Source organism: Streptomyces sp. NPDC048424, assembly GCF_040651555.1.
Classification (GTDB): domain Bacteria; phylum Actinomycetota; class Actinomycetes; order Streptomycetales; family Streptomycetaceae; genus Streptomyces.
The window spans coordinates 152,075-165,597 of sequence record NZ_JBEZKE010000001.1 but is presented as its reverse complement, the minus strand read 5'-3'; the positions used below and the strand labels follow the sequence as shown (position 1 = coordinate 165,597).

At 71.7% G+C, this 13,523-nt stretch carries 9 protein-coding genes; 3 read left to right on the top strand and 6 right to left on the bottom strand.

The window, feature by feature from the left end:
* Positions 1–47: 47 nt before the first annotated feature.
* Positions 48–2,129 (bottom strand): PhoX family phosphatase, encoded by a 2,082-nt coding sequence (locus AB0D29_RS00760; RefSeq protein ID WP_362851400.1) that lies wholly within the window; start codon positions 2,127–2,129, stop codon positions 48–50.
* Positions 2,130–2,540: 411 nt separating this feature from the next.
* Between AB0D29_RS00760 and AB0D29_RS00755 the strand changes: the two genes are divergently transcribed.
* Positions 2,541–4,163, top strand: a complete 1,623-nt coding sequence (locus AB0D29_RS00755; RefSeq protein ID WP_362851399.1) for a VWA domain-containing protein — start codon at positions 2,541–2,543, stop codon at positions 4,161–4,163.
* 99 nt (positions 4,164–4,262) lie between these two features.
* On the opposite strand, the gene aspS is transcribed toward AB0D29_RS00755, so the two are convergent.
* Positions 4,263–6,086 (bottom strand): aspartate--tRNA ligase, encoded by a 1,824-nt coding sequence (aspS, locus tag AB0D29_RS00750; RefSeq protein WP_362851397.1) that lies wholly within the window; start codon positions 6,084–6,086, stop codon positions 4,263–4,265.
* 158 nt (positions 6,087–6,244) lie between these two features.
* On the opposite strand from aspS, the gene AB0D29_RS00745 reads away from it, so the two are divergent.
* Positions 6,245–8,497 carry a SpoIIE family protein phosphatase gene (locus AB0D29_RS00745; RefSeq protein WP_362851395.1) on the top strand — a complete coding sequence of 751 codons (2,253 nt, stop codon included), beginning with the start codon at positions 6,245–6,247 and terminating at the stop codon, positions 8,495–8,497.
* A gap of 83 nt (positions 8,498–8,580) precedes the next feature.
* Here AB0D29_RS00745 and AB0D29_RS00740 read toward each other — a convergent pair whose 3' ends face one another.
* From AB0D29_RS00740 to AB0D29_RS00725, 4 genes are all read right to left on the bottom strand, one after another.
* Positions 8,581–9,573, bottom strand: a complete 993-nt coding sequence (locus tag AB0D29_RS00740; protein ID WP_362851393.1) for a pirin family protein — start codon at positions 9,571–9,573, stop codon at positions 8,581–8,583.
* 118 nt (positions 9,574–9,691) lie between these two features.
* The gene (locus tag AB0D29_RS00735; RefSeq protein WP_362851391.1) at positions 9,692–9,814 is read right to left on the bottom strand and encodes a hypothetical protein; all 123 of its coding nucleotides are present in this window, start codon (positions 9,812–9,814) and stop codon (positions 9,692–9,694) included.
* Positions 9,815–9,919: 105 nt separating this feature from the next.
* Complete coding sequence (locus tag AB0D29_RS00730) at positions 9,920–10,888, bottom strand: winged helix-turn-helix domain-containing protein (protein WP_362851389.1); 969 nt, start codon at positions 10,886–10,888, stop codon at positions 9,920–9,922.
* 75 nt (positions 10,889–10,963) lie between these two features.
* Entirely contained in the window at positions 10,964–11,422 is a 459-nt protein-coding gene (locus AB0D29_RS00725; RefSeq protein WP_030302361.1) for an SseB family protein, read from the bottom strand.
* A gap of 172 nt (positions 11,423–11,594) precedes the next feature.
* On the opposite strand from AB0D29_RS00725, the gene AB0D29_RS00720 reads away from it, so the two are divergent.
* On the top strand, positions 11,595–13,421 hold the full coding sequence (locus tag AB0D29_RS00720; RefSeq protein WP_362851790.1) for an acyl-CoA dehydrogenase: 1,827 nt from the start codon (positions 11,595–11,597) through the stop codon (positions 13,419–13,421).
* Positions 13,422–13,523 lie beyond the last annotated feature (102 nt).

Below are 13,523 nucleotides of genomic sequence, written 5' to 3'. Positions count from 1 at the left end.
CGGGCCGGGGCGGATGTTTCACGTGAAACATCCGCCCAACCACCGGATCAGACGCCGATGTTCTTGCCGTCCTTGCGCCAGACCGAGACGACGGCCGGGCGGACGATCTTGCCGGGACCGTCGGGCCACACCGACTGCGGCTTCTCGACGGACGCGCCGTCGATCTCGCCCGGGTGCTGGACGGACACCAGGACGCGCTTGTCCTGGATGAGCGGGCCGCAGGTCTCGGCGCCGCGCGGGACGGTCAGGAACTGCTTCAGCTCACCGCGGCGGTCACCGGCCGTCGCGACGCCGAACAGGCCGTCGTGGGAGCCGAGCTGGTTGCCGTCCGTGGAGATCCACAGGTTGCCGTGCGGGTCGAAGGCCACGTTGTCCGGGCAGGAGATCGGGCTGACCTTGTCCTTCGGGAAGCCCGCGAAGTACGTCGCCGGGTCGTTGGGGTCACCGGCGACCAGGAAGAGCCGCCAGGCGAAGCCGTCGCCCGCCGGGTCGTCGAAGTTCTCGGCGAGCTCCAGGATCTGGCCGTGCTTGTTCAGGTTGCGCGGGTTGGGCTCGGTCGCGCCTTCCTTGCCCGGCTTGCCGCGGTCGGTGTTGTTGGTCAGCGCGATGTAGACGCGGCCGGTGCGCGGGGAGGGCTCGACGTCCTCGGGACGGTCCATCTTGGTGGCGCCCACCTTGTCGGCGGCCTGGCGCGTGAAGACGTACACCTCCTCGGCGGTCATGCCCTCGACGTGCGAGACGTTGCCCGTGGCCAGCTTGATCCAGACGCCGGAGCCGTCGAACTCGCCGTCGGAGGGGAGCTTGCCGGTGCCGTCGAACCCGGCGGCCGGGGAGTCGCCGGTGAGCATGGCGACGTAGAGGGTGCCCTCGTCGAGCAGCGTGAGGTTGTGCTCCTTCGCCGCGCGCGAGTTGCCCTTCTTCATCTGCTTCGACGAGACGAACTTGTAGAAGTAGTCGAAGCGCTCGTCGTCGCCCATGTAGACGACCGGGCGGCCGTCCTCGGTCAGGCGGGGCTGCGCGGCCTCGTGCTTGAAGCGGCCCAGCGCGGTGCGCTTGCGCGGGACGGAGTGCGGGTCGTACGGGTCCAGCTCGACGACCCAGCCGAAGCGGTGCGACTCGTTGGGCTCCTGCGCCACGTCGAAGCGCTTGTCGAAGAGCTCCCACTTGCGCTCGGTGGCGCCGGCGGTCACGCCGTAGCGCTTCAGGCGGGCGGCGGCGGTCGGGTCGGTGACCTGGCCGGCGTTGCCGAAGTACTGGTTGAAGTTCTCCTCGCCGTGGAGGGTGGTGCCCCACGGGGTGGTGCCGCCGGCGCAGTTGTTGAGGGTGCCGAGCACCTTGGTGCCGGTGGCGTCGACGGAGGTCTTCAGCAGGGCGCCGCCCGCGGCCGGACCGGTCAGCTTGAACTCGCTGGTGGCGGTCAGACGGCGGTTGAGCTGGTGGCGGGTGACCGCGGTCAGCTTGCCGCTGCGGTGGTCCTCCTGGACGACGACCACGGACAGGCCGTGCGCGGCCCAGGCGATCTCGACCTGCTCGCGGGTCGGCTTGGCCGGGTCGTAGCCCTTGAACATGAGGATCTCGTCCGTGTACTCGTGGTTGGCCACGAGCAGCTGCTGGCGCTCGTAGTCGCCGCCGAGCGGGAGGAGGCTCAGGAAGTCGTTGTTGTAGCCGAACTGACCGGCCTGTGCGGCGGCGGTCTGCTTGTCGGGGTTGAAGCCCGGAGCGCCCTTGATGATCGGCTCGCCCCAGCGGATGACCACGTTCTGCTCGTGGCCCTCGGGGATGGTGACCTTGTCGTCGGTGTTGGGCGCGACGGCCTTGAAGCGCAGGCCGCGGGCGGCCTCGCCGCCCTTGCCGGCGGCCGCGGCCTCACCGGAGGGGGTGGCGTTGGCGGTCTGCCCCGGGCCGCTGAGGGCCACGGCGGAGCCGGCGGCGGTGGCGACCGTCACGACGGCGGCGGAACGCAGCATCGAGCGGCGGGAGTACGCGCGGGCTATGACATCGCCCGCGTACTCGTTGTCGCTTGTGTTCGGCACCTCGTGGAAGCAGGCGTCGCCACAGCGGTAGCGACAGGTGAGAGCGGACCGGCCGCTCCCATGCGGGTTGCCGATGAGCGGCAGAAGCTTGCGCACGAGTGTCCTCCGAGTAGCTGCGTGGGCGCCGACAACGTGTCGGAACAATCCAGCCGTGACGCTAGGCCCGGGTTGCGCCGAAGTGGCGGCGCGGGGATGAACGGTCGGTGAACCCGGCACGTCGGAGCGGCAGTTCGAGCGCGGTGTGGGCGTGTTTGGAAGCCGGACGCCACGAAAGGCGACCCTGCCGAAGATCCAGCCGGGCGGCCGATAACCTTACGTGTCCACTCTGGGCAGGGATCAACCGCGCAGCACGGACAAATGACGCACGCACTCATGCGAAAGGCCTGGCCCATGGGTATTCGGAGCTTGTTGCGCAAGGTGTTCGGACGGACTGAAGAACCCGTTCCGGAGACTACGGACGCCCCCTCGGCCGCTGTCCCCAACCAGGCGGAACGTACCCCCCTGGACGTGGCCGCCGATCTGGTGGCGGCGTCCTTCGACAACCCCACTGTTCCTCCTCAGTCCGCTCCGCGGGACCGCGAGCCCGGGACGGTCCTCACGGCCCCCGCCCCGGCCGCGGACCCCACGGTGCCGGAAGCCCGCCGCGCGCCCTCGCCTGCGGCGACGCCCGGCCCGGAAACCACCCCGCCTGGTTCGCCTGCGGCGACGCCCGGCCAGGAATCCACCCCGCCTGCCGCGGAGGCCGCACCCGCAGCCGAGGCCACCACGCCGGAGGCGGAGACCGCCGCCGCTGCGGAGGCCACCACCGCTGAGGCGGACACCGCTGCCGTTGCCGAGGCACCCGCGCCGGAGGCGGACACCGCCGCCGCTGCGGAGCCCGAGCCGGCTGCCGCCGAGGCCACCACCCCCGAGGCGGAGCCGGCAGCAGCCGAAGCCGCCGCCATCGCGGAGCCGGAGGCAGAGGCCGCACCGGCGGCCGAGCCGGAGCCGGAGCCGCAGATCGCCGAGGCCGCCGAGCCGGAGGCGGCCGCTCCCGCGGCCGCGGAACAGCCCGAGGCCGAGCCGGCTGCCGCCGAGGCCGACACCGCCCTCGCCGCCGCGGAGCAGCCTGCGGCTGCCCCCGAGCCCGAGGCGGAGCCGGCGGCAGCCGAGGCCACCGCCCCGGAGGCGGACGCCGAGGCGGAGCCCGTGGCCGCCGAGGCCGACGTACCCGCGGCCGAGGCGCAGGACGAGCCGGCGCCGGCCGAGGCCACCGCGCCCGAGGCCGACGTAGCGGAGCCCGTGGCCGCCGAGGTCACCGCGCCGGAGGCGGAGCCCCTGGACGAGGTCGCGGCGGAGCCCGAGACCGCGCCGCAGGCGCAGGACGAGCCGGTGGCCGCCGAGGCCACCGAGCCCGAGGCGGAGCCCGTGGCCGCCGAGGCCGACGTACCCGCGCCGGAGGCGGACGAGGCCGAGGGGGCCACCTCTGAGGGGCCCGCGCACGCGCCGGCCGCCGTACGGCGCCGGGCGCCCGAGATCGCCGGCGCCTACAAGGCCGCCGGCCAGGTGCTCCGCGGGAAGGGCAAGGCCGGGGCGCGGGCCAAGGTGTACCTCGTCCTGGACCGGTCCGGGTCGATGCGCGGCTTCTACAAGGACGGCAGCGCGCAGTACCTCGCCGACCACGCCCTCGCCCTCGCCGCGCACCTCGACGACGAGGCGACCGTGCACACGGTGTTCTTCTCCACGGAGCTGGACGGCACCGCCGACCTGGCCCTCGACACCCACGAGGCGTCCTGGGTCGAGGCCCGCCACGCCGAGCTGGGCCGGATGGGCCGCACCAGCTACCACGTGGCCGTCGAGGCCGTCGTCGAGCGCTACCAGAAGGACGGCGGCGAGGGCCCGGCCCTGGTCGTCTTCCAGACCGACGGCGCCCCCGACAACCGCCAGCCCGCCCGTCAGGCGATCACCGACGCCGCCGCCACCGCGCCCGGCATCCACTGGCAGTTCGTCGCGTTCGGCGAGCACGACAACAAGGCCTTCGACTTCCTGCGCAAGCTGGACGCCGAGAACGCCGGCTTCTTCCACGCCGGCCCGGCCCCCGCCGAGCTGACCTCCGCCGCCCTGCTCAAGGGCATCCTCGACCGGTTCTAGCCCCTGGCCCCCGGCCGTACGCAGGAAGAATCACGCAGGCAAAAGGCGGCGCCCCCTCCCGCGAGGAGAGGGGGCGCCGCCTTCGGCGTATCAGCGGGCTCAGCCCCGCGGGGACCCGGCGTCCGGGACGACCGCGTCCGAGACCGGCCGCTCCGCCGCCTTCGTCTCGACCGGCTTGCGCAGCGCGATGTTCAGCTCACGCAGACGGGCCTCCTCCAGGACCGTCGGCGCGCCCATCATCAGGTCCTGCGCGTTGCCGTTCAGCGGGAAGGCGATCGTCTCGCGGATGTTCGGCTCGTCGGCCAGCAGCATCACGATGCGGTCCACGCCCGGGGCGATGCCACCGTGCGGCGGGGCGCCGAGGCGGAACGCGCGCAGCATGCCGGCGAACTCGCGCTCGACGGTCTCCGCCTCGTAGCCCGCGATCTCGAAGGCCTTCAGCATGACCTCGGGCTCGTGGTTGCGGATGGCGCCGGAGGACAGCTCGATGCCGTTGCAGACGATGTCGTACTGCCACGCCAGGATGTCGAGCGGGTCCTTCTCCTCCAGGTCCTTCATGCCGCCCTGGGGCATCGAGAAGGGGTTGTGCGAGAAGTCGATCTTGCCGGTCTCCTCGTCCTTCTCGTACATCGGGAAGTCGACGATCCAGCAGAAGCGGAAGACGTTCTCCTCGAACTGGCCCGCACGCTTGGCCGCCTCGACGCGAACGCCGGACATGATCTTGGAGACCTCGTCGAACTCGCCCGCGCCGAAGAACACCGCGTGGCCGGGGGCCAGGCCCAGGCGCTCGGTGAGGACCTTGACGTTCTCCTCGGTGAGGAACTTGGCGATCGGGCCGGTCAGGGCGCCGTCCTCGCCGACGCGGACCCAGGCGAGGCCCTTGGCGCCCAGCGAGATCGCGTACTCGCCGAGGCCGTCGAAGAACTTGCGCGGCTGCGCGGCGGTGTCCGGGACGGCCAGCGCGCGCACGTGCTTGCCGGCGAACGCCTTGAACTCCGAGCCCTCGAACACGTCGGTGATGTCGACGAGCTCCAGCTTGGCGCGCAGGTCGGGCTTGTCGTTGCCGTACTTCAGCATCGACTCGCGGAACGGGATCCGCGGGAACGGCGAGGTGACCTCGCGGCCGTTGCCGAACTCGGTGAAGAGCTCGGTCATCAGGCGCTCGATCGGCTGGAAGACGTCCTCCTGCTCGACGAAGGACATCTCCACGTCGAGCTGGTAGAACTCGCCCGGCGAGCGGTCGGCGCGGGCGTCCTCGTCGCGGAAGCAGGGCGCGATCTGGAAGTAGCGGTCGAAGCCGGAGATCATCAGCAGCTGCTTGAACTGCTGCGGGGCCTGCGGCAGGGCGTAGAACTTGCCCGGGTTCAGGCGGGACGGCACCACGAAGTCACGGGCGCCCTCGGGGGAGGTCGCGGTGAGGATCGGCGTCGCCATCTCGTTGAAGCCGAGGGCCACCATCTTGGAACGGATGGAGGCGATGACCGCCGAGCGCAGCATGATGTTGCGGTGCATGCGCTCGCGGCGCAGGTCGAGGAAGCGGTACTCCAGACGCCGCTCCTCGTTCACACCGTCGTCGGTGTTGATCGTGAACGGCAGCGGGGCGGAGGCGCCCAGCACCTCGACCTCGGAGACCTCGATCTCGATCTCGCCGGTCGGCAGCTCCGGGTTGACGTTGTCGGCGCCGCGGGAGACGACCTTGCCGTCGATGCGGACGACGGTCTCCTTGGTGACGCTGCTCAGCGCCTCGTTCGCCGCGGTGCCCGGCCGGGCGACGAGCTGCGTGATGCCGTAGTGGTCCCGCAGATCGATGAAGAGGATGCCGCCCAGGTCTCGACGGTTGTGCAGCCAGCCGCTCAGCCGGACGTCGGCGGCGACGTCAGAAGCGCGGAGCTCGCCGCAGGTGTGGGACCTGTACCGATGCATCAGTCATCCAGTTCTACGCGATACCAGGGTGGATTCAACCGTCCCAAGGTTACCGTCCGGGAGGGTGACGGGTCGGGCACTCCCTCCAGCCTGCGCAAATGCGTCCGGCGGTCCCTCCTGACAGGCACTTGACGGATATGACCTGTAAAGATGGCCGGGTGCGCACCGAGGACGTCCTGGCCGCCATCGCGACGGGCCTGTGGCGGTGGGACAACGCCTCCGGAACGGTCACCCTCGACGGTGAGGCCGCCCGGCTCCTCGGGCTGCCCGCCGAGCCCGTGGTGCTGCCGGAGGTCTCCGTACGGTCCCGTTTCCACCCGGTGGACTGGAACGAGATCAACGGGATCGTGAACCTGGCGGTCGCCGAGGGCACCCTCGCCGAGGCCCGGCTGCGGATCATGGACGTGGACGGGCGGGTCCTGCGGACCGTCCGCAGCCGTTCCAAGCCGCTGGAGAGCCGCTCCGCCGACGGGCGCGTGGACTACGAGCTGATCGGCACCATCCAGGAGATCGCCGAGCCGCAGCCCGGCACCACGGCGGCCCACACCCCCATCACGGGCGACTGGCGGCGCTCCCGCGAGGCCTTCCTGCTGGACGCGGGGCGCGCGCTGGCGGAGGCCCGGTCCACGGCCGAGGTGCTGCGGGTCGCGGCCTCGCTGTCCATGCCGGGCTTCAGCCCGGACGGGCTGGCCGTCTTCGGCGTGGCCGGGGACCGGCTGTCGATCATCGGGCACCACGGGCACGATCCGGGGGACGAGGAACCCTTCACGGACATGCTCCTGGAGACGGACTATCCGGCCGCGGAGGTCGCCCGTACCGGCCGGGCGATCTACCTGGCCACGCCGGAGGACTACAAACGGCGGTTCCCGGCCACGTGGCCGCTCGCCCAGCGCTTCGACCGGGTGTCCTGGGCCTTCCTGCCGCTGACCGTGGCCGGGCGCACCATGGGCGCCTGGATGGCCGCGTTCAAGCACCCGGCGTCGTTCTCGCCCGACGAGCGGTCCGTGCTGACGACCGTGGCCCGGATGCTGGCCCAGGCGCTCCAGCGCGCCGGAGTGGCCGAATCCGAGCGGGAGCTCACCACCGGCCTGCAGCGGTCGATGATGCCCCAGCTCGGCCCCGAGATCCCCGGCATGCAGATCGCCGCGCGGTACGTCCCGACCGGCGGCGGGCTCCAGGTGGGCGGCGACTGGTACGACATGATCCCGCTGCCGTCCGGCCGGTTCGCGCTGGTCATCGGCGACGTGCAGGGCCACGACGTCCGGGCGGCCGGGCTGATGGGCCAGCTGCGGATCGCCGTACGGGCGTACGCGTCCGAGGGCCACCGGCCGGACGCGGTGCTCTCCCGCGCCTCCCGCTTCCTGGCCGGGCTGTGCGCCTCGCAGGAGTCCGATCCGTACGAGGCCGCGGGCGCGGGCACCGGCCCGGGAGCGGGCGCCGAGGTGGACGCGGACTTCCAGAGCCCGCGGTTCGCGACCTGCCTGTACGTGGAGTGCGATCCGAAGACCGGGATGCTGGAGGTGGCCCGCGCCGGCCACCCCGACCCCGCGATCCGGATGACGGACGGCACCGTCCTGATGCGCCCCACCGCGGGCGGGCTCCCCCTCGGGATCGTCCCCGACACCGACTACCCCACCACCCGGTTCACCCTGGAACCGGGCGAGACGATGATGCTGTGCACCGACGGGCTCATCGAGACCGGCGGGCACGACCTGGACACGGGCTGGGCGCGGCTGCGCGCGGTCCTGGAGTCCGACACCCACGGCTCCGTCGGCGCGCACGAGCCGGAGGGCCCGGCCGCCGGACGCTTCGAGCCCCCGCACCTCGAAAGGCTGGCCGACCTGCTGGTCCAGGCCGTGCACGGGCCGTCCTCGCACCACACCACGGGCCCGCTGGCCGACCGCCGCGAGGACGACATAGCCGTGGTGCTGCTGTGCCGCGAGGGCGAGGGCGACGGCTGCGCCTGCGGGACCCCGCCGGCGCACCCGGCCCGCCCGGCGCGCCGCACGGTGCTGACGGTGGCCCAGGACGAACCGGAACGGATCGCGGGCGCCCGCCGCCAGGTCCGCGAGCTGCTGCACGACTGGGCCGACGCCGACCAGGTGGACTCGGCGGTGCTGATGGTCTCCGAGATCGTGACGAACGTACTGCTGCACACGGACGGCGACGCGCTGCTGGTCGCGGAGGCCGTGGGCGAACTGGGCGCGCGCCGGCTGCGCGTGGAGGTCGCGGACGGGAGCGACGAGCTGCCGCACAAGCGGCACCCGGGCGAGATGTCCTCCAGCGGCCGCGGGGTGCTGCTGATGGAGATGCTCGCCGACACCTGGGGCGTGGACCCGCAGGGCGAGGGCAAGTCGATCTGGTTCGAGCTGCACGAGCAGTCGAAGACGGGCGCCGACCAGGTGCTGTGAGCCCCGGACGCCCCGGTCGGGGCGCAGGGCTCGTTGGGCGCGTGGGCGCGACGGGCTCCCGGCCGGGAGCCCGTCGGAGCCGGTCAGTCCTCCGCGTCGCCGGCGCCGCGGTGGCCGAGCCCGGTGCGCGCGGTGGTGGGGATGCGGCCCAGCCGGCCGGCCTGGAAGTCGTCGAAGGCCTGCTGGAGTTCGTGCTGGCTGTTCATGACGAACGGACCGTAGTGCGCCATCGGCTCCCGGATCGGACGGCCGCCGAGGAGCACGATCTCCAGGTCGGGGGCGTTGGAGTCCTGGGACTCGTCCGCCCGCACCGTGAGCGAGCCGCCCTCGCCGAAGACGGCCGTCTGCCCGGTCCGGAGGGGCCGGCGGTCCTCGCCGACGGACCCGCGTCCGGCCATGACGTACGCCAGGGCGTTGAAGTCCTCGCGCCACGGCAGGGTGATCTGCGCGCCCGGCGAGACGGTCGCGTGGATCATCGTGATCGGGGTGTGGGTGATGCCCGGGCCCTGGTGGCCGTCGAGCTCACCGGCGATCACGCGGAGCAGGGAGCCGCCGTCCGGGGTGGTCAGCAGCTGGACCTGGCCGCCGCCGATGTCCTGGTAGCGCGGGGGCATCATCTTGTCGGAGGCCGGGAGGTTCACCCACAGCTGGAGGCCGTGGAAGAGCCCGCCGGACACGACGAGGGACTCCGGCGGGGCCTCGATGTGCAGGAGGCCCGATCCGGCGGTCATCCACTGGGTGTCGCCGCCGTTGATGACGCCGCCGCCGCCGTTGCTGTCCTGGTGGACGAAGGTTCCGTCGATCAGGTACGTGACGGTCTCGAAGCCGCGGTGGGGGTGCCAGGGCGTTCCCTTGGGCTCTCCCGGCGCGTACTCCACCTCGCCCATCTGGTCCATCATGATGAACGGGTCGAGGTACTGGTAGTTGATACCGGCGAAGGCGCGGCGCACCGGGAATCCCTCGCCCTCGAACCCACCGGGAGCGGAGACGACGGCCAGCACCTTGCGCGGGACGGCGGCCTGCGGCTCGGCCACGCGCGGGAGGGTCAACGGGTTCTCAACAGTCACTGCGGGCATGGTCAGGACCTCCTTCTGCGTCGAGTTTAGTTGAAACTCGAACTTTCTGCCACACCCGCAGAACAGAAGCGGCCCCGGGGGAATTCCCCCCCGGGGCCGATCACGGTCCGACCTGCGGTTACGGCGCGAAGACGACCGAATTGACCGGCGACGGAGCCGGCGCCAGGACCCCCGTACCCGGCGCCGGCGTCCCGGTGACCGCGACCGCGGCGAGGTTCGTGCGGATGGACGTACGAGCCATCAGTGCCCCCTCGTCGGTGGTGCGGGGACCCCCGTGGATTCCCCGCAGCACCGATACTCGGGAGCCACGGCACCGGCCGCGATCCTTTCGGGCGTACCCGAAAGGTCAGCCACCGCTGCGCAGCAGGTCCACGCCCAGGCCCGTCACCGTGTGCAGCACCGCCCTGCCGTCCCGCTCGGTGGTGATCAGCCCGGCCGCACGCAGGGTGCGGGTGTGCTCGGAGACCGAGGGCAGGCTGATGTCGAGGTCCCGGGCCAGTTCGCTCGTCGTGCGCCGGCGCACCAGCTGCTGGAGCACGGCCGCCCGGGTGCGGCCCAGCAGGGCGTCCAGGGCGCCCTCCGCGGGCCCGGCACCGACCAGGGGCAGCGGGGTCAGCGCCGGGTACATCAGCACGGGCGGCCCCTGCGGCCCGCCCGGGCCCTGCGCGACCAGCGGACGCCCGGTCCAGAACGGCGAGGGCATCAGCAGCAGCCCGCGCCCGCCGAGCCGGACCTCGTAGTGCGGCGGCCGGTCGACCTCCAGGACGGTGCCCGACCACTCGGCCCGCGGGTGCGTACCGGCCAGGCACGCCTTGATGCCGTGGGTGGCCAGCAGCCGCGTGCGCCAGGCGACGTCCGCATGGAAGGACTGCCGGATCCGGGCCCAGTGCGGGGCCACCACGACCTCGTGGCCGGCCCTGAGCGCCCCGCCCAACTGGTCCCACGCCTCCCGGTCCCGGCCCCACAGCGCCCGCAGCCAGGAATCCGGCCCGGGCGCCCGGGCGGCGGCGCGGGCGAGCTGCGCGCCGGTCAGCGCCGGCGCGGCCTCCCGTACGGCGGCGAGTCCCTCCTCCAGCGTGCCCGTGTACGGCTCGACGAACTCGGGGTTGTCACCGTCCGGGCGCAGCAGGTCCAGCAGCGGGCGCACTCGGCCCGGCAGCTCCCGGCTGACCCTGCCCCGCCAGCGGCCGAAAACCGCCGGTTCGTCGGTGCGCTGCCAGGCGACCAGCGCCATGGCCAGCTCCACCATCGGCAGCGGCTCGCTCGCGAAGGTGACGTTGAGCAGGTCCTCGGCCGTGAAGTGCACCCGCAGCATCGCCCCGCCCCCCGTCAGGCCTCAGCCGGTACGGCCGGCCGTCCGCACCGCGTCCAGGCCCTGTCCGGACAGGCCCTAGCCGTACATGCGGCGCATGGCGAAGTCGACCATCTGCTCGACCGCCTTGGCGTCGAAGACCATCCGGTGGTCGCCCTCCATGTCGAGGACGAAGCCGTACCCGGTGGGCAGCAGGTCGATCACCTCGGCGCCGGTGATCACGAAGTACTTGGACTCCTTGCCGGCGTAGCGGCGGAGCTCCTTGAGCGTGGTGAACATCGGGATGACCGGCTGCTGCGTGTTGTGCAGCGCCAGGAATCCGGGGGTCTCGCCGCGCGGGCAGTAGACCTTCGAGGTGGCGAAGATCTGCTGGAAGTCCTCCGCGGACAGGGACCCCGTGGTGAAGGCCCGCACCGCGTCGGCGAGCGACGGCGGCGATGGCTCGGGGTAGAGCGGCTGCTCGCCGTACCCGCCGGCCATCTGCTGCGGGGCGGCGTACTGCTGCCCTGCGCTCACGTTCTGGTCGTAGCCGTACATGAGGGGAAGACTACCGACCTGCCCGTCACGCCCGGACACGCATTTCCCGCCAGGCTTGACGCTGGTCACAGTCGCCAGGGGTTGCGTCTTATTACCGACGGGTAGCATCATTACGTTACCGATTGGTATGTACGAGGAACCTCTCTCCCCGAGCCTTAACGGAGCCGTCGCCATGGGGCACTACAAGTCGAATCTCCGCGACATCGAGTTCAACCTCTTCGAGGTGCTCGGCCGCGACAAGCAGTACGGCACCGGTCCGTTCGAGGAGATGGACACCGAGACCGCCAAGAGCGTCCTGTCCGAGCTCGCCCGCCTCGCCGAGAACGAGCTGGCCGAGTCCTTCGCGGACGCCGACCGCAACCCGCCGGTCTTCGACCCGGCCACCAACACCGCGCCGGTCCCGACCTCCTTCAAGAAGAGCTACGAAGCCTTCATGGACTCGGAGTACTGGCGCCTGGGCCTGCCCGAGGAGATCGGCGGCACCACCTCGCCCCGCTCCCTCATCTGGGCCTACGCGGAGCTGCTGCTCGGCTCGAACCCGGCCATCTGGATGTACTCCTCCGGCCCGGCGTTCGCCGGCATCCTCTTCGAAGAGGGCAACGAGGCGCAGAAGAAGGTCGCCCAGATCGCCGTCGAGAAGCGCTGGGGCTCCACCATGGTCCTCACCGAGCCGGACGCCGGCTCGGACGTGGGCGCCGGCCGCACCAAGGCCGTGCAGCAGGAGGACGGCTCCTGGCACATCGAGGGCGTCAAGCGCTTCATCACCTCCGGTGAGCACGACATGGAGGAGAACATCCTCCACTACGTCCTCGCCCGCCCCGAGGGCCACGGCCCGGGCACCAAGGGCCTGTCGCTCTTCCTCGTCCCGAAGTTCCACTTCGACTGGGAGACCGGCGAGCTGGGCGAGCGCAACGGCGTCTACGCCACGAACGTCGAGCACAAGATGGGCCTCAAGGCCTCCAACACGTGCGAGATGACCTTCGGCGACCAGCACCCCGCCAAGGGCTGGCTGATCGGCGACAAGCACGACGGCATCCGCCAGATGTTCATGATCATCGAGTTCGCCCGCATGATGGTCGGCACGAAGGCCATCGCGACGCTCTCCACCGGCTACCTGAACGCGCTGGAGTACGCCAAGGAGCGCGTGCAGGGCCCGGACCTCGCGAACTTCATGGACAAGACCGCGCCCAAGGTCACCATCACGCACCACCCCGACGTGCGCCGCTCGCTCATGACGCAGAAGGCGTACGCCGAGGGCATGCGCGCCCTCGTCCTGCACACCGCGACCGTCCAGGACGAGATCCAGGTCAAGCAGGCCGCCGGCGAGGACGCCTCCGCCCTCATAGGCCTGAACGACCTGCTCCTGCCGATCGTCAAGGGCTACGGCTCGGAGAAGTCGTACGAGCAGCTCGCGCAGTCCCTGCAGACCTTCGGCGGCTCCGGGTACCTCCAGGAGTACCCGATCGAGCAGTACATCCGCGACGCCAAGATCGACACCCTCTACGAGGGCACCACGGCCATCCAGGGCCAGGACTTCTTCTTCCGGAAGATCGTCCGCGACCAGGGCGCCTCCCTGAACCTCCTCTCCGAGACGATCAAGAAGTTCCTCGCCGAGGCCGTCGGCGGCGAGGAGCTGGCCGGCGCCCGCGACGCGCTCGCCAAGGCCGCCGTGGACCTGGAGGCCATCGTCGGCCAGATGATCGTCGACCTCACCGCCACCGGCGAGGACGTCAAGAACATCTACAAGGTCGGCCAGAACACCACCCGCCTGCTGATGGCCTCCGGCGACGTGGTCGTCGGATACCTGCTGCTCAGGGGCGCCGCCGTGGCCGCCGAGAAGCTGGCAACCGCCTCCGCGAAGGACGTCCCCTTCTACACCGGCAAGATCGCCGCCGCGAAGTTCTTCGCGGCCGAGGTCCTCCCGGGCGTCTCCGTCCAGCGCGCGCTGGCCGAGGCCGTCGACAACTCCCTCATGGAGCTCGACGAAGCCGCCTTCTAGGCCGCCCGCGGGCACCGTCCGCCCGCCACACCAGTACGCCGTGTACGCACAGCGGCCGGGACCCCCGCACGGGGTCCCGGCCGCTGGCGCATGCGCCGCCTG

What these genes read in the sequence shown, in the direction of transcription:
- aspS (WP_362851397.1), bottom strand. Translation starts at nt 6,086, where the DNA reads ATGCATCGGTACAGGTCCCACACCTGCGGCGAGCTCCGCGCTTCTGAC.
- AB0D29_RS00740 (WP_362851393.1), bottom strand. Translation starts at nt 9,573, where the DNA reads ATGCCCGCAGTGACTGTTGAGAACCCGTTGACCCTCCCGCGCGTGGCC.
- AB0D29_RS00735 (WP_362851391.1), bottom strand. Translation starts at nt 9,814, where the DNA reads ATGGCTCGTACGTCCATCCGCACGAACCTCGCCGCGGTCGCGGTCACC.
- AB0D29_RS00730 (WP_362851389.1), bottom strand. Translation starts at nt 10,888, where the DNA reads ATGCTGCGGGTGCACTTCACGGCCGAGGACCTGCTCAACGTCACCTTC.
- AB0D29_RS00725 (WP_030302361.1), bottom strand. Translation starts at nt 11,422, where the DNA reads ATGTACGGCTACGACCAGAACGTGAGCGCAGGGCAGCAGTACGCCGCC.
- AB0D29_RS00720 (WP_362851790.1), top strand. Translation starts at nt 11,595, where the DNA reads ATGGGGCACTACAAGTCGAATCTCCGCGACATCGAGTTCAACCTCTTC.